13 protein-coding genes are annotated in these 15,821 nt (G+C 58.0%); 3 read left to right on the top strand and 10 right to left on the bottom strand.

The window, feature by feature from the left end:
- Window positions 1–69: 69 nt before the first annotated feature.
- From J1W56_RS16650 to J1W56_RS16680, 7 genes are read right to left on the bottom strand one after another with little or no spacing between them, the layout of a single operon-like run.
- Window positions 70–1,065: a Gfo/Idh/MocA family protein gene (locus J1W56_RS16650; protein ID WP_223614395.1), complete on the bottom strand. Its 996-nt coding sequence runs from the start codon at window positions 1,063–1,065 to the stop codon at window positions 70–72.
- Window positions 1,062–1,943: a sugar phosphate isomerase/epimerase family protein gene (locus J1W56_RS16655; protein WP_319025566.1), complete on the bottom strand. Its 882-nt coding sequence runs from the start codon at window positions 1,941–1,943 to the stop codon at window positions 1,062–1,064. The genes J1W56_RS16650 and J1W56_RS16655 overlap by 4 nt, the downstream gene beginning before the upstream one ends.
- 26 nt (window positions 1,944–1,969) lie before the next feature.
- The gene (locus J1W56_RS16660; protein WP_223614397.1) at window positions 1,970–2,803 is read right to left on the bottom strand and encodes a carbohydrate ABC transporter permease; all 834 of its coding nucleotides are present in this window, start codon (window positions 2,801–2,803) and stop codon (window positions 1,970–1,972) included.
- The gene (locus J1W56_RS16665) at window positions 2,800–3,723 is read right to left on the bottom strand and encodes a carbohydrate ABC transporter permease (protein ID WP_223614399.1); all 924 of its coding nucleotides are present in this window, start codon (window positions 3,721–3,723) and stop codon (window positions 2,800–2,802) included. The genes J1W56_RS16660 and J1W56_RS16665 overlap by 4 nt, the downstream gene beginning before the upstream one ends.
- A 43-nt stretch (window positions 3,724–3,766) precedes the next feature.
- Window positions 3,767–4,969, bottom strand: coding sequence for an ABC transporter substrate-binding protein (locus tag J1W56_RS16670; protein WP_223614401.1), 1,203 nt, complete (start codon window positions 4,967–4,969; stop codon window positions 3,767–3,769).
- A 25-nt stretch (window positions 4,970–4,994) separates the two neighbouring features.
- Window positions 4,995–5,981 (bottom strand): alpha/beta hydrolase, encoded by a 987-nt coding sequence (locus tag J1W56_RS16675; protein WP_223614402.1) that lies wholly within the window; start codon window positions 5,979–5,981, stop codon window positions 4,995–4,997.
- Window positions 5,978–6,670 carry a GntR family transcriptional regulator gene (locus J1W56_RS16680; RefSeq protein ID WP_223614403.1) on the bottom strand — a complete coding sequence of 231 codons (693 nt, stop codon included), beginning with the start codon at window positions 6,668–6,670 and terminating at the stop codon, window positions 5,978–5,980. Before J1W56_RS16680 ends, J1W56_RS16675 begins: the two co-directional genes overlap by 4 nt.
- A 101-nt stretch (window positions 6,671–6,771) precedes the next feature.
- Between J1W56_RS16680 and J1W56_RS16685 the strand changes: the two genes are divergently transcribed.
- The 3 genes from J1W56_RS16685 to J1W56_RS16695 all read left to right on the top strand — a co-directional run bounded on the left by J1W56_RS16685 (window position 6,772) and on the right by J1W56_RS16695 (window position 11,856).
- Window positions 6,772–7,854 (top strand): ABC transporter ATP-binding protein, encoded by a 1,083-nt coding sequence (locus tag J1W56_RS16685; protein ID WP_223614404.1) that lies wholly within the window; start codon window positions 6,772–6,774, stop codon window positions 7,852–7,854.
- A 232-nt stretch (window positions 7,855–8,086) separates the two neighbouring features.
- Entirely contained in the window at window positions 8,087–9,961 is a 1,875-nt protein-coding gene (locus J1W56_RS16690) for an ABC transporter ATP-binding protein (protein WP_223614405.1), read from the top strand.
- Window positions 9,958–11,856 (top strand): ABC transporter ATP-binding protein, encoded by a 1,899-nt coding sequence (locus tag J1W56_RS16695; protein WP_223614406.1) that lies wholly within the window; start codon window positions 9,958–9,960, stop codon window positions 11,854–11,856. Before J1W56_RS16690 ends, J1W56_RS16695 begins: the two co-directional genes overlap by 4 nt.
- 33 nt (window positions 11,857–11,889) lie before the next feature.
- Here J1W56_RS16695 and J1W56_RS16700 read toward each other — a convergent pair whose 3' ends face one another.
- From J1W56_RS16700 to J1W56_RS16710, 3 genes are all read right to left on the bottom strand, one after another.
- Complete coding sequence (locus tag J1W56_RS16700) at window positions 11,890–14,751, bottom strand: S10 family serine carboxypeptidase-like protein (protein WP_223614407.1); 2,862 nt, start codon at window positions 14,749–14,751, stop codon at window positions 11,890–11,892.
- Between the two features lie 201 nt (window positions 14,752–14,952).
- Entirely contained in the window at window positions 14,953–15,417 is a 465-nt protein-coding gene (locus J1W56_RS16705; RefSeq protein WP_223614408.1) for an SRPBCC domain-containing protein, read from the bottom strand.
- Window positions 15,414–15,767: an ArsR/SmtB family transcription factor gene (locus J1W56_RS16710; RefSeq protein ID WP_223614409.1), complete on the bottom strand. Its 354-nt coding sequence runs from the start codon at window positions 15,765–15,767 to the stop codon at window positions 15,414–15,416. The genes J1W56_RS16705 and J1W56_RS16710 overlap by 4 nt, the downstream gene beginning before the upstream one ends.
- Between the last annotated feature and the right edge of the window lie 54 nt (window positions 15,768–15,821).

Below are 15,821 nucleotides of genomic sequence, written 5' to 3' on the forward strand. Positions count from 1 at the left end.
CGAGTTGATCGACTCGGTTGACGCCGGTAATGCCACAGACACTGCGGCATCACCGGGAATCCGCCAATCCTACAAGGAAAGTTCACGCCGCAACGCTTCGAGCCATTCCATCGCAATCACTCCGTCATGAATCGTCGGAGCGGGTGTCGAAGCGCCGCCAAGCGCCGATACGACGTCGGCGAGGAGTGAGTGATAGCCTTTCGGATCCTCGTTCGCTGCTGCGGTGAAATTTGGCTTCCATGTCAGCGTATCCAGATCGTCAGCGAGCGTCGCATGGGGATCGTCGACCTTGAACGGAGGATTGCGGTTCCAGCGCACCTCGATCACGTCATCCACCTCCAGCCGCTGATGATCACCCATCAGTTCGATGCGTTCGACCGGTGTGCCACGCGACTGGATCGTCCCCATCGCAATATTGCCGATGGCTCCGCATTCAAACTCGAAACCCACGTGAAAGAGTACCCTGCCCGGCGTCTTTTCCACCTTCCGCGCGGAAATCGTCCGTATCGGCGACACGAAGAACGATACCAGATCCATGTAGTGCACGCAGTGGTGCAAGAAGAAGCCGGTGTAGTCGACATTCCCGGTGAAATAGCCCGGGGCTGTCATGTAATAGCCGGTAAGGCCGAGTACAGGCCCGAAACGTCCGGATTGGATGATGTTGTGGGCAATCTTGTTGCCGACAGAATAGCGCTTCATGAAGCCGACCAGCAGCGGCTTTCCGGAGCTTTCGGACGCTGCACGCAATTCACGCGCGCCCTGCGCCGTGCCTGAGGGCGGCTTTTCCATGAACACAGGCAATCCTCGATCGAGAGCCATTTTGCCGAAGTGCAGGTGCTGCTCAGGGCCCACAGCCATGCCGACGGCATCGATGCCGGACATCCGGATCAACTCCTCGGCATCGCTGGTCAGGCGGGACACGCCGAATTGCCGCCCTGCATCCGCCAGGCGTTTGCCGTCAATATCGCACAGTGCCACGATCTCGACATCGTGGCGAACAAGTTGCGGAAGAAGCATCTGGGTTGCGTGAATACCGCAACCGATCCAGCCGATTTTCAATGTCATCGCCGATATTCCGTCAGTGTGAGGTGGGATTTGATAAAGGCTGCACTCGCCGCCAGTCGCTCGCTTTCATCCTCATGGGGCGGGCGCCACTGCGCGAAAGGAACGCCGAAACGGTCGTCATTGCGCCGGAACGGTTCCAACGATACCGGCCCGTTGTAACCGATCTCGTGCAGCGCCCGACCGACGGAAACCCAGTCTGTCGATCCGGTCCCCGGAAACCCGCGATGGTTTTCGTTCGCCTGGAAATGCACGAGGTGTGCTCCGCCCAGCCGGATGGCTTCGGCAATCGAGGCTTCTTCCATGTGCATATGGAAGGTATCGAGCATCAGCTTGATGGCTGGATGATCGACCGCTTCAAGAAGTTCGATGGCCTGCTGTGTCGTGCACAGCACATCGCTTTCAAACCGGTTGAGCGGTTCAATCGCAAGCAGGACACCTGCGCTTGCAGCATGGTTGCCTGCTTCCACCAGACCTTTGACACAGCGCTCCTTGCGCGCCAGCCGCTCATCTTCCGGCACGGGCAGCGGAGCGCGTCCGGCAAAGACCAGCGGATTGCCTGTCAACGGCCCGCCGACCACGCGTGCACCGAGCGCTGCCGCGCAGTCTGCGGTGTAGCGCAGATAGTCGATCCCGGCGCGATGCGCCTTCTGATCGTCTGACGAGAGGTTGCGCTGAAGATTGACGCGTGCCGCGAGCACGACATCGAGTCCTGCATCGTCCAGCGCCCGCCTGGCCTCGGCAAGATCGATTTCGCCTGGTTCAGGTACGAGCAGTTCGACGAAGTCGAAGCCGAGGTCGCGCATCTTCTTGAACAGGGGAAAATGTGCGGCTGTAAACGGCCTTGCATATTGCATGGAGATCAATCCGATGGGATTCATCATAGGTCCTCTTTGATAAGCATGGGTCATCCCTTCACCGCACCTTGGGTAAGGCCACCGATGAGACGGCGTTGGACGAGAAGGAAAAGGAGGGTGGCAGGCAGCGCACCGACAACGCCGCCCGCGGCAAGCAAACCCCACTCGATCTGGTACTCACCGATCAGGGTCTGGATCGCTACGGTAACCGGTCGGACATTGCGGCCTCCCAGCGTCAAGGCATAGAGGTACTCGTTCCAGGCGGTGATGAAGATGTAGATACCGGTGGAAATGATGCCGGGCATCGCCAGGGGCAGAACGATGCGCCGCAGGGCCTGCAGCCGCGAACAGCCATCGATCATGGCCGCCTCGTCGAGGCTGCGCGGAATGGCGCCGACATAGCTGGTCAGCATCCAGACGGCAAAGGGAATGGCAACCGTCGAATTGGCAAGGATCAGCCCGATATGGGTATCGAGAATACCGATCTTCCGCATGAGGACGAAGAGCGGCAGGATCAGGAGCACGATCGGGAACATGTTGACGAGCAGGAACTGCAGCATGATCAGCTTGCGACCGGCAAACCGGAAGCGCGACAGTGCATAGGCTGCGGTAACCGAAACGACGAGTCCGAGGACAACGGTGCCGCCGGCGATGATCAGGCTGTCCAGCATGTTGTGAAGGAACGAGGTTTGCCGGAGAAGCCGGGCATAATTGTCGATGCTCCATCCTGATGGTGACAAGGATACACCGGACGCGGACAGCTGCGCGGTCGGCGTGAGCGAGGTGAGGATCATCCAGACAAATGGCCCTATGGCGAGAAGGATGATCAGGACAACAGGAATGTCGGTTGTGAGAATGCGCCGGAGTGTCGAGGGCTTGTTCATCTTTCCACCTCGCGCAGCGTGCGGACGATGTAGACTGCAACGATCGCCCCGAGCAGAAGTGTGAAGGTCACGGCGATCGCTGTCCCGTAACCGAAGTCGAGATTTTGACGCGCCTTGATGAAGGCGTAGAGCGGCAGTGTGTGCGTTGCATAGCCCGGGCCGCCGCCGGTCATTACAAAAATCACGTCCATGGAATTGGCAACCCAGATGATGCGCAGCAATCCTGCGGTTGCCAGCACGGGCGCAATTCCTGGCAGCGTTATATGGACGAACTGCCGCCAAGGGCTGGCACCGTCGATAGAGGCGGCTTCATACTGACTTTGCGGAATGCCTTGCAGGCCAGCCAGGATCATCACTGCGAAAAACGGAAAACCCTGCCAGGTCAGCGTCGCGATTACGGCATAGAGCGCGAGGTGGGGATCGGCGAGCCAGGGCACCGTCGAATGAATGATGGAGAGATAGAGCAGGATATCGTTGAGCACTCCTGTGGTCGGGTCATAAATCCAGCGCCACATCAAAGCGATGACCACACTTGGCAATGCCCAGGGAATGATGACCAGAGCCCGCGCCAGGCCACGCCAGGGAAATTCCCGGTTGAGCAGAAGTGCCGTGACAAGACCAAGCCCCATTTGCAACGGAACCGTCAGACCGATCCAGATTGCCGTGTGGCCAAGCGACGTCCAGAACACCGGATCACGCAGAAGTTTGACATAGTTGCCAAAGCCAACGAAGCGATTGGCGTTCGGCTTCCACAGGATGACGTCATAGAAGCTGGTGACAACCGCCTGGAACATCGGAAAAAACACGATGAACAATGTCACCAGCACAGCAGGCGCCAGCAAAGCATAGGGCATCAGCCTGCTGCGGAGCGGGCGCGCCTGCGTGAAATCGTCCGGTGCGGATGGTGCGAGCGTGGACATGGGCTGACTTTCTGGCGGTGCCAATGACGGGAACCTGCACGCGCTATTGCGCGAACAGATTCTCGAGTTGCTCCATCATCTGCTGCGACGTGATCTGGCCGGTCAGCGCCTGCTGCATTGACGTCTGCCATGCGGTGTTGACGAACTCTGCCGTGGCGGTGCTTTGCGGCAAGACGTGTGCAAAGGGCAAGGACTGGACCGTGGCGTCAACAAACCGGCGTTCGTGCAGGGTCCAATGTTCCGCTCCGCTCTTGGTCACGGTCATCTGCCCGGTTGCCTTGTTGAAGGCCACGTTGTTTTCAGCTTCCGCCAGGAAGGAAATCCACTTCCACGCAGCGTCCTTTACCTGTGACGACGAAAAGATCGCCAGGGATTCGTCGCCATAGGAGGTCCACTGCTTGCCGCCGCATTTGGGGACGGGAACTGCGGAGACCTTGTCACCGAGCGCTTTGACCAGGTCATTCGACGAGCCGATATGGTGTATGGTCATGGCCGTCTTGCCTGCCTTGAACGCCGCGACAATTTCCTGGAAGCCGTCATTGGGGGCCGATGGCGGGATGACCTTGTCCTTTTGGAACAGATCTATCAACCACTGGTTGGCGGCAATAGCCGCTGGCGTGGTCAAACCGCCCGGCTTGAGTTCCGCCCCTTGCGAAAAGACAAATGCTCCCCACTGATCCCAGCCGCCCTTGCCGCCACGCAGGCCAAAGCCATAGGTGTCAGGTGCCTTGGTCAGCTTTTGCGCTGCCGTGCGAAACTCCTCGCAGGTGGCGGGCGGATTGAGATTCGCGTCCTTGAACAGATCGGCACGATAATAGAGATAAAGCACGACATACTGGATCGGCAGATAATATTGCTGTCCGTCCGGCCCCTTGTTCAACTCCAGCAGATTGTCCAGCAGGTCGGCTTTGCCCGGCCATGCATTGATACGGTCGCCGAGCGGCTCAAGTGCACCCATTTCCGCCAGTCTTGGCTGCGCGAAAAGCTTGACCATTCCGGCGTCCGGCGCGTTGCCGCCAACCAGCGAAGTGTAGAGATTATCGTAATAACTGTTCCATGGAACGTTCTCAGCTTCGATCTTGATATCCGGGTTTTTGGCCTGGAACTTCGCCACGAGATCCGACATCGGATTTTCCGGATTGTCGAAATGGTACCAGAATCGCACCGTTTCCGCCGCGTTGGCCGTGCTGATCGCCAAGCCGGTCAGGAATGCGCAGCTGATACCCAGCTTCTTGAGAATGCTCATTGTTTCCTCCACGTTTATTATGCATTTATCGATTGCCGCTGATCATTCCCCGGGCAGCTTCACCAGCCGACTTAAGCGCCTCCCGCGCTGCCGCCAGTTCGTTGGTGTTTTGCAGAAATCCATGCGTGACCCCCGGCATCACCGACAGGGGATCATCGCGGCCGACCGCCTTCAGCCGGTCGGCTAGACGAAGCGTATCGGACAGCAACGGATCGACCCCGGCAGCCATGAGGTAGAGCGGCGGCAAGGCGCGCAGCGCGTCATCATCAGCCTGAAGCGGAGCAGCCAAAGGATTGCGCCGCGCCTGATGATCCACACAGTACCAGTCCCAGTAACGCTGCATTTTACCAAGCGTCAGCCCCGGACCATCGGCAAAATGCCGATAGGACTCCGTATTGAAATCGGCATCAAACGTGCCGTAAAACAGCAGCGCGCCCGATGGCAGAGACCGTCCCGCCTTCTGTTCGTGCATGATCGCTGCGAGCGCGAGATTTGCACCGGCTGAATCCCCTGAGATGATCAGCGGCCCCGCCGATACGCCTGCCGGAGATGTTGCAGTGAATGCAGCACGCAGGCAGGCGATAACATCGTGCAAACCCGCTGGAAACGGATGTTCCGGAGCAAGACGGTAATCGGGAACCAGCACGGGCATCCTGGTCTCATTGGCAAGAACGCGGGCACATCGTTCATGCGTCTCGGGGCTGCAAAAGGTAAAGCCGCCACCATGAACGAACATGACAGCTCCAGCACCCGCCCCGTGCGGCACCAGAACACGCAGGCGGCAGGCCGAGGAACCAAGCTCTGCGTCAGCGGCAATGACGACTTCCGTTGCCCCGGCAAGCGGCGGCAGATCGACGTTGTTCCGCTCATTCGCGCGTTCGGATTGCGCCCTGCCCTCGGTGGGCGTCAGCAATGTAGGATCGGATTGCGGTCCCAACGCGCGTTCCGCGCGAAGCAGAGCTTCACGCATATCCGCCGAAAGCTCATCGCTGAAACCGGGCGCGACGCTCATTGATCCGCGTCCGGGAGTACGGTCGGCCCGAAGTCGACGATTGTCACGATATGGTGACGCAACGTCTGCGTTGCAGCAGAAACATCGCCCTGCTCGATGGCCTCTATTATGACGCGATGGCGCAACGCTGTGGCCATAAGATCGCGCGAACCGATACTTCTCGATATCTTGAACCGGTGATTGTGAACGAGGCAGCGATGAAGGATCGGATCGAGCGCTGGAAGATCGGCATCACGAAAGATTCTTCGATGAAAATCCCGATCAAATGCCGCCAGTTGCAGCTCGTCATCGACCTTCGCCGCGTCAACCATATCGTTTGCGATTTCGTTCAGGTCGGCGATCAGCGTGCGGCTCTTGTGGCGCAGAACCCGGATGATGCCGTTGCACTCGATCTGCTGCCTCACCCGGAACATCTCGACCGCTTCATCGACGGTGCAGGCTGACACCAGCGTACCGCGGTGCCCCTGACGCCGCACGAGCCCCTCTTCCTGCAATTGCAACAGCGCTTCCCGAACCTTGCCCTGGCTGCACTGGAAGCGGGCGGCAAGGTCGAGTTCCGTTAGTGGCTCTCCGGCACGCAATTCACCAAGCATGATATCGCGCTTAAGCGAGTCGAACACGGCGGATGCCTTGGAGACGGCCGGATTGCGCGACGGACGGATTGGCCGCGAAGCGATGGGGTCGGACACTGCTGGCTCTCCTGTCAAGTTGCGGACTGCACAAATTATCATTATTGATATTGATATCGATAATGGAAGTCAATAACGTATTGGCGGAGGAGGAACAACACATGACAGCGATCAGTCTGAAGCAGATCAAAAAGCTCTATGGCACGGTTCCCGTGATCCACGGTGTCGACATTGACATTGCGAGCGGCGAATTTCTGGTTCTGGTTGGTCCATCCGGTTGCGGAAAATCCACCCTGCTGCGGATGATTGCCGGATTGGAGGAAATCAGTTCAGGCGAATTGAAGATTGGTGACACGACGGTCAACACCCTGCCGCCATCGGATCGTGACATAGCCATGGTCTTTCAGGATTACGCGCTCTATCCGCATATGAGCGTTGAAGAGAACATGGCATTTGGACTGAAGATGCGCAGTGAACCCGCCACCGAAATTGACAAGCGCGTCGCAGGCGCCGCAGACATCCTCAAACTTCAGGACTATCTCGAACGGCGTCCAGCACAACTTTCGGGCGGACAGCGTCAGCGTGTCGCCATGGGGCGCGCCATCGTCCGCCGGCCAAAGGCCTTCCTGTTTGACGAGCCGCTATCGAACCTTGACGCGGCGCTGCGCGTCGAGATGCGGCTGGAGATCGCCAAGCTGCATCGCCGGATGCAGGCGACGACCGTCTATGTCACGCACGATCAGGTCGAAGCGATGACATTGGCGGATCGGATCGTGGTGATGAACGCCGGTCATATCGAGCAGATCGGCCAGCCGCTTGACCTTTATCGCAAACCGGCAAGCCTGTTCGTTGCACGCTTCATCGGCAGCCCGACGATGAATACCTTCCCTGCCCAGGTCATCGAATCCGGTGGTAACCGCCTGATCGTGCAGTTGCCGGCAGGCAAGGCCTCGGTCGAAATCTTGAACAGTTCAGATGAAACCGCAAAAATGGTTACCTTCGGCATCCGTCCGGAAGATCTTGCGATCTGCGACGCCGCGGAAGCATGGTTCAGCGGCGAACTGGTGGTGGTCGAACGGCTTGGGAGTCAGACCTTCGGTTACCTCGATGCCGGAACGGAGAAATTGATCACCGTCGAATTTCCGAGAACCGCGGACATTCGCGTCGGCGAGCGGATCTTTATCAAGGGTGATGGTTCCCACATCCATCTGTTCGACATCGACAGAGGAAAGCGGATCAATTGACAGGCGGGCGCCCCCCGCGCCGTTCATGTTCCGCTTCAGCGCGGCAATTTCTTCAACATTCGGAGCACGATCCGATCCACGCTTAAGTGCGCTTAACGGGGGATGAGGTTCGGGCCAACAACATGGCCCTTGAACCCTGCCTGGGAATCAGCAAAGAATCATAGCCGCACTGTATTGAACAGCCCCGTTTCTGCGGCCTGTATTCATATAATCAAATGGTTTGGAAAACACTGTGAGCAGCAACGCATTCAAGCGGGCGGCGAGTCATTCGGATTCGTTGGCGCACGCAAATGCAGCGGGGTGGGGTCAAGGCTTCTCCACCCTTGTCCGAATTACCCATATGACGCTTCGCCATCCCTGGCAGACGACATTTGCCATCGGAGCCACCGTGATTGCGGCCAGTCTCCAGCTGATGATCCCCAAGCTCCTGGGGCGTGCCATCGACGAGACCCAAACGGCCATGGCTGGAGGAACCGCTGGCACGATTGCGCAGGATGCCCTGCTCGTGACCGCTTTCGTGCTTTTGGCAGTCAGCATTCTGCGCGGCGTCTTCACCATGATCCAGAATTACTATGGAGAGGCCGTGGGCCACCATATGGGTTACGAGTTGCGCCTGGCCTGCTATGAGAAAATCCAGCGGCTCAGTTTCAGTTTTCATGACAGCGTTCACTCAGGCGATCTCATCACGGTCGGCATGCTCGATCTCGAGGGGGTGCGCATGTATTTCTCCACGGCGCTGATACGCACAGTTCTCCTGTCCATTCTGATCGGCATCGGCGCCTATATGCTCTTGTCGACGGATTTCACTTTGGGGCTTGTTGCGTTGAGCTTTGTACCCTTCGTCGCATGGCGCTCGTCGGTTACACAGTTGCGCTTGCGGGCGACATGGCTCGATCTGCAAGAGCGTTTGTCGGTGCTCACAAGGGTCATGGAGGAAAATCTCGGCGGCATTCGCGTGGTGCGCGCATTTGCGGCAAAGGATCATGAGCTGGCAAAGTTTGACAAGGCTTCGCAAACAGCACTCGATCTTGCCCACGAACGTGTCGGTATCCGCGTCAGAAACACCAGCGCCATGACGCTTTCCTTCTTTGCGGCCATGGGCCTCGTGCTGTGGGTTGGTGGCAACAAGGTCGTTGTAGGTGAAATCACCGTGGGAACACTGACATCGTTCCTGACATTCATGACGATCCTGCAAATGCCCGTGCGCCAGCTTGGCCTGATGGTCAACTCCTATGCCCGTGCCTCAACATGCGGAACACGCATCTTTGCCCTTCTCGACCTTGATGTCGCGATCAAGGACCCCGTAAATGCCAGGGAGCTTGCCATATCGGATGGGCTGTTGCGTTTTGAAGATGTTGGCTTCTCCTATCCGCAGCTCAGCAACCGGCCGGTGTTGCAGCATCTGAGTTTCGAAGCTCGGCGCGGTGAAACCGTTGGCATTGTCGGCAAGCCAGGCAGCGGAAAGAGCACGTTGGCGCACCTCATTCCACGCTTTTATGATGCGACCAGCGGCAGGATCACCATCGACGGGCAGGATATTAGGAGCGTGACGCTGGAATCGCTGCGCCGCGCGGTCGCGGTCATTCAGCAGGATGCATTTCTGTTCACGACGACAATCGAAAACAACATCGCCTATGGCGATCCATGGGCGGAAGAGCCGAGAATCGAACGGGCGAGCGAGTCCGCGCAGTTGCACAATTACGTCCTCGGCCTGCCCATGGGCTATGGCACAATCGTCGGTGAACGCGGCGTTTCATTGTCAGGCGGACAGCGGCAGCGCCTTTCGATCGCGCGCACCCTCATGCTCAAGCCGGCGGTCATGGTGTTCGACGATTCAACGGCCGCGATCGATGCCGGTACGGAACAGCGCATCCGCATCGCCATGCGCCGCTACGCCAAGGACCGGGTGACAATCGTTGTGGCGCACCGCCTGAGTTCATTGATGCATGCCGATCAGATTCTGTTCATCGAGGATGGCCAGATCGTCGAACGCGGGACCCATGAAAGCCTGCTCGCGGCAGGCGGCCGCTACAAGGCACTTTACGATTTGCAGGTTCGCCCCGGTGACGGTCTCGCCGCGATGGAAAAAACGGAGATGGGATCGTGAGCGACGAGAATGAGACGGAGCGCAACGACGTTCGCGACGATGGACGCCGACCGCCCCGCGCCGTTGTGGGATCGCACCGGATCGAAGAGGAAATGTTCGGCAAGGTTTTCGATGGCAACATAGTCAGGCGGATCTGGGCATTCGTGGCACCTTACAAGATGCAGATGCTCATTGCCGTTGGTGCAGTGCTGACCTTTACAGCCACGCAATTGATGATCCCGCTCATCATTCGCTACGCAATCGACCATGGTATTGCGCCAGGCGGCAATCACGCCGCACTTGCCTATGCGATCGTTGCATTTGCTCTGGCGATACTTGTCAATTTCGTTGCCAGCTATATCCAGGAAACCGTAGTCGGACGTGTCGCGGAAGACGTCCTGTTTGACATTCGCCGGGCGATGTTCTCACATCTCCAGCGCGTTTCCCTTTCCTTCATGGACAAGACGGAGGTTGGACGGCTGATGTCGCGGCTGCAGGGCGACGTGAACTCGATGCAGGAGTTTCTCGAAACCTCTGTCCTGTCGGTTGGCGATATCACCCTGCTCTTCGGCATTGTCTTCGTCATGCTGTATCTGGATTTTCGCCTTGGGCTTTTGACCCTTGCCGTGCTTCCCATTTTGTTCGTCGTGCGCATTTTCTGGCTGCCCCGCGCCCGGATCGCCTTCATGGCGGCACATGAAACCAATTCAGTCACCAACGGTGCTCTGGCTGAAACCATCCACGGCGTGCGCGCCGTTAAAAGCATGGGACGCCAGAGGGTCAATTTCATGCTCTACAATGACAAAGCCCATGCCAATCTGATGACGCATCTCAGAGCAGCAAAGTACGCTCAGGTCATGGTGCCTATCGTGGATTCACTCACCGGCGTTGCCATGGCACTCGTCATCGTCGTTGGTGGCGCGCGCGTGCTCAATCAGGCGCTTGACGTGGGTGTCATGGTCGCGTTCCTGTTTTACATCCAGCGCTTCTTCGATCCGATCCGTTCACTGACCCTGCAATATTCGGTGATGCAGCGGGCCATGGCGTCAGGTCAGCGGCTGACCGAAGTTCTGGATGTGCCGATCAGCATCACCGATGCTCCGGATGCGCATGTTCTGACGCCGGACACCGATGGATCGGTCGAGTTCCGCAACGTCGTTTTCGGCTATAATCCGAAACATCCGGTTCTGAAAAATGTGAGCTTCAAGGTCAACCCGGGCGAGACCGTGGCGCTCGTTGGCCCCACCGGTTCCGGCAAGTCGAGCGCGATGGCGCTCATTCACCGCTTCTATGATGTCCAGCAGGGACAGGTCCTCGTGGGTGGCCATGACGTACGGAATCTGACCCAAGATTCCCTCGGTCAGCAGATCGCAATGGTGCTGCAGGAGCCGTTTCTGTTCACCGGAACAGTTTTCGAAAACATCCGCTACCACAAGGACAGCGCATTACTCGACGATGTCATCGAGGCAGCCAAGGCCGTTGGCGCGCACGAGTTCATCATGAATCTTGCCGAGGGATACCAGACTGAACTGGGCGAGCGTGGTGGAAATCTTTCGCTTGGCCAGCGCCAGTTGATCAGCTTTGCCCGCGCACTGGTGGCCGATGCCAAGATCCTCGTTCTTGACGAGGCCACGGCAAATATCGACAGCTACACCGAGATGCTCATTCAGAAAGCCCTCGTCAAACTGCTGGAGAATCGCACCGGGCTTGTGATCGCCCACCGCCTCGCCACCATTCGCGAAGCTGATCGCATCATCGTCCTGCAAAATGGACAGATGATCGAGATGGGAGACCATGATGCCCTTATGGAGAATGGCAAACTCTATGCGCAGCTCTACAATCTCAACTATTCATCCTTCGACGATATTCCGGCCGTCGAACCCGAATGGGGCCAAGCCAAGGATTCCGGTACATAGCGAATTCACCGCAGATGGCAGTGCCGGCAATACCTATTTCGCGGGCGCCCGTTTGCGGACAGTTCGAGCCTGCGGAACACGTTTGTCCGGTGACGGTTCCATGCGCGGCTTGCCGGTGAGCTTCCCCTCGACAAAGGTGAGATAAACGGAGCCGCTCCAACCGTCAGGAACGATCCTCGGCAGTGCCGACGGTTCCAGATGGAGCATCCCGGCAGCCGGGGCATCAAACAAGGCGGCGAGTTTCGAGCCGATAGGCGAACCGATGCCCGTACATGGGTCGGGACCAATGCGTGCCCGGTAATAGCCATTGTCACCCACAGTGATATCGTTGAAGCACATATGGTTCAGCCAGAGTTTGGGTGTGATAAAACCAAGTTTGCGGCCAAAAGCGGCAAACAGGCCTGCATAGAGAGGTGCCACCGCGCTGGTGCCGCCGACGACCATCGTCTGCCCGTGCACGCAAATCTCATAACCGGCGCGCGGATCGGCATGCGCCGCAACATCAGGCACCATCCGGCCCGGCCCGTGCGGCGCACCGGCCTCCCACGGTTGCGGCGCAAACAATGTCGAGAAGCCGCCGCCCGTCCCATTGCCGTCCGGATTGCCCGGATCTTCATTCCAGACCACTTCACCTGCAGCCGATTTGGAGGTTCCACCGCAGCCAATCACATTCGGGCAGGACGCAGGCATGTCGACATTGGCGGGACTGCTGCCACCATCACTTGAATTATTGTCGCCAGCCGCGGCGAAAACCACCATGCCCGCTGTTGTCGCCGCCTGAGCTGCGCTTTGCATCTGGGCAACCATGTCCTGGCCGGTGCCCTGTCCGGCCTTGACCCAAAGTGCCTCATCGGCACCCCAGGAAAGCGAGCAGACATCGCAGCCATCCGCTGCCGCCGCCCGCACCGCCGCTGCGATTCCACTGGGCTGAGGCGACGCCCAGTAAACCCGGATCGAAGCGGGCCGGCCCGTTGCCGCATAATAGGATGCGGCCGCGATTTGAATGTCGAGTGCAACCTCGACATCGGCATCACCAGACCGGCCATTGTTCCTATTGGGATTGTTCCCGGCACCGGCAACCGGCACATCAACGATCTGAGGCACAGGCTGCCCCAGCGCTGCAAAATACGCGTCCATGTCGCTCGCAACCCAGCCGCCACCGAGCTCAACAATGGCAATCACACCGCCACCGAGAAGGTTTTGCGGCCAGTCATAGGCCTTGCAAAGATCAGGAACGCCCCAGCTTGCCGGTACCGCCTGGCCACGGCCGGTCTTCTGCGCCTCGACAGGATTTCGAAGTTTGAAATAAGGCCTGCAAATGGCTGACTGTTCGCTGCGCAGCGCCTGCGCAATGAACCGGGCCCTTGTGCTGTCGTAGAAAACACTGAGATCAGCTTTCAACGCGGTCCGGGACTCGCCATCAAGATAAATCATGTGCCCCGACGGATAGTTGCGAATAGTCAGATTAGCGCGCACCGACGGATTGGTGAGCGGCATATCCGCCAACGTCAGCGCGGTCTGGAAGAATGGCGTAACGGAATCATAATAGCCATTGGCTGAAAACACCTTGAGGCTGGGATTGAGCGCCATCACCGCCGCCAGATCGCCGGCCGTATAGAGAACCGGGTTGCCATTGGCATCCTTGCCACCTCTCTGCGCGCCCGTTGGATCGATGTGGCCGAAATCCCAATTTTGAAATGCCTGATCGTTGAGATCGGCGAAGGGTGACAGAGCCGTGAATTTCAACTCATCGTTCAGATAGGTATTCCACATGGCGGTATAGACGCCGCTCACGGCGGTCATCGTCGGATCATTGCCACCGGAATTAGGGTCAATCTGACCGGCAATTCCCGTATCGATGGCGGTCACCCTTCCATCATAGGCCCCAAGCGCCAGCCCCCGATCCTGCAGGAGGGTCGTCAGGAAGAGGAGATTGGCACCATTGTTCGCCTCGACATTCAAGCTCCAGGACGTGAGGACGACGGGCGAAATGCCGAGATAATCACTCAGAGTCTGCAATGTCGCCGCGTCAAACTTGGGAAAATCCGTCAAAGCCTTTGCATAAGGACCCTGCGCGAAAGTCTTCACCGTATCCATGAAGGCAGGCAGCGGCGGCCGCACCCCCACATTGGCTTTATTATGATACCAGGCGTCTGCCGCCAATGTCGGCAACAGTCCAATCGGATTGCCGGTTTGCGTATAATCGAGGATCGACGACTGCAGCGTCAGGCCGTTGATATCGACACCGTCTTCATGCAGCATCCATGCCAATACACAGGTGCGGGGCGTGCCATAGGATTCACCAAAGAGGAATTTGGGTGAATTCCATCGATCAAAGGCGGTCAAATAACGCTTGATGAATTGGGCAATCGAGCGCGCATCCTGATCGACGCCCCAAAAATCCCGGTTCCGGTTCGGCGCAATTGCGCTTGAGTAGCCGGTGCCAACCGGATTGATGAACACCAGATCGCTGCGATCCAGCAGACTGTCCGGATTGTCTTCGATGGTGTAGGGAGCGGGCGGCGTAAAATCGGGCATATTGGTCTTGATACGGCGCGGCGCAAACGACCCGAGCAGCAGGAACACCGACGAGGACCCCGGCCCGCCATTGTAGAAAAAAGTGACCGGGCGCGTCGACGGATCGACGCCATCAGCGGCAAAACTGACGTAGAAGAACGCCGCTGCCGGCTGCGCACTGGATGGATTAACGGTAACCAGATGGCCGGCACGCGCTGTATAGGGAATTGTCTTGCCGCCAATCACTGCCACATGGCGGGTAATGGCTGCATTCTCCGCCGCACTTGCAATGGAATCATCAGGCCCTGCGCCGTAAGGCGTGGTATCGAGAACGGGTTGGTCTGAGGGAGATTCTTTGACAGATGAAACCTCGGTCATGGATCACACTCCGATACTAGGTAACATTTTCTCTGCTGCTTTGATCCTAGACCTCAAGCTTTGCCCTGTAAATCAGATAGGCGCCGCTTGAAGGCGACGCCATCTTGATCCGGCACCAACCACCGCAGAGCGGATGGCACCGCGTGCCCTGGATTTGCGGGAGGGTGAGCGGCGCTTCTGCCACCGCCCTGTAGAAACAGCCTAGATCAATCCCTCCAGCCGGACATAACTCGCTTCCATGCCGTGCTCCATGCCGCTTGCCAGCATCATCGATCGCGTTTCAGCGTCAGGCAACGTCATACGCATGGTCATCAGCGTACCGGATCCGTCCGGATCGAACCGCGTTTCCACATGGTTGTCCGGCGTCGTGTCTGGAAGATGCATCCGCTCGATATGAACAATGCGGCTGTAGGGCTCCAATTCAAGATATTCGCCTGTCAGATAAAAGCCACTGCCGTCAGGGCCTCTCCATTCAAATCGGATCTTCCCGCCAGGGCGCGCCTCGTTGGTACAGACGGGCATCGTCCATCCGTCCGGCCCAAGCATCCATCTTTGAATCAGCGTTGGCTCTATGTGTGCACGGTAAACGGCTTGAGGCGGCGCATTGAAATGCCTCGTCACCACAACATGCAGATCGCCCTCGGTCTTGATCGTTAGTTTACTCATTTCAATTCCTCTCCATTCTCAACCATGTCCGCCAGGACTCCATCGAGCCTGTCGTAGTTCTGAGCCAGCGCATCCCTCAGCATTGCAAGCCATCGATCGACGGTTTCGATCCCGGCGCTCGATAACCGGCAGGGCCGCTTCGCGCCCTGGATACGCCGGACAATCAGCCCGGCATTTTCAAGCACCTTCAAGTGCCGAGAAATTGCTGGCTGGGTCATCGCGAAGGGTTCCGCCAACTGCATCACCGTCTCCTCGCCATGCGCCAGGCGCGCAAGAATTGCCCGGCGTGTGGGGTCGGCCAGCGCTAAAAATGCAGCATCGAGATTTGTCGCGTCAGTTGAAATACTCATAACATTTTTGTTATATAACATACTCGTTATAGTCAATAGGGAACACACGTCTTG

Source organism: Phyllobacterium calauticae, assembly GCF_019991125.1.
Lineage (GTDB): Bacteria > Pseudomonadota > Alphaproteobacteria > Rhizobiales > Rhizobiaceae > Phyllobacterium > Phyllobacterium calauticae.

What these genes read in the sequence shown, in the direction of transcription:
- J1W56_RS16650 (WP_223614395.1), bottom strand. Translation starts at nt 1,065, where the DNA reads ATGACATTGAAAATCGGCTGGATCGGTTGCGGTATTCACGCAACCCAG.
- J1W56_RS16675 (WP_223614402.1), bottom strand. Translation starts at nt 5,981, where the DNA reads ATGAGCGTCGCGCCCGGTTTCAGCGATGAGCTTTCGGCGGATATGCGT.
- J1W56_RS16700 (WP_223614407.1), bottom strand. Translation starts at nt 14,751, where the DNA reads ATGACCGAGGTTTCATCTGTCAAAGAATCTCCCTCAGACCAACCCGTT.
- J1W56_RS16685 (WP_223614404.1), top strand. Translation starts at nt 6,772, where the DNA reads ATGACAGCGATCAGTCTGAAGCAGATCAAAAAGCTCTATGGCACGGTT.
- J1W56_RS16655 (WP_319025566.1), bottom strand. Translation starts at nt 1,943, where the DNA reads ATGAATCCCATCGGATTGATCTCCATGCAATATGCAAGGCCGTTTACA.
- J1W56_RS16705 (WP_223614408.1), bottom strand. Translation starts at nt 15,417, where the DNA reads ATGAGTAAACTAACGATCAAGACCGAGGGCGATCTGCATGTTGTGGTG.
- J1W56_RS16710 (WP_223614409.1), bottom strand. Translation starts at nt 15,767, where the DNA reads ATGAGTATTTCAACTGACGCGACAAATCTCGATGCTGCATTTTTAGCG.
- J1W56_RS16670 (WP_223614401.1), bottom strand. Translation starts at nt 4,969, where the DNA reads ATGAGCATTCTCAAGAAGCTGGGTATCAGCTGCGCATTCCTGACCGGC.
- J1W56_RS16660 (WP_223614397.1), bottom strand. Translation starts at nt 2,803, where the DNA reads ATGAACAAGCCCTCGACACTCCGGCGCATTCTCACAACCGACATTCCT.
- J1W56_RS16665 (WP_223614399.1), bottom strand. Translation starts at nt 3,723, where the DNA reads ATGTCCACGCTCGCACCATCCGCACCGGACGATTTCACGCAGGCGCGC.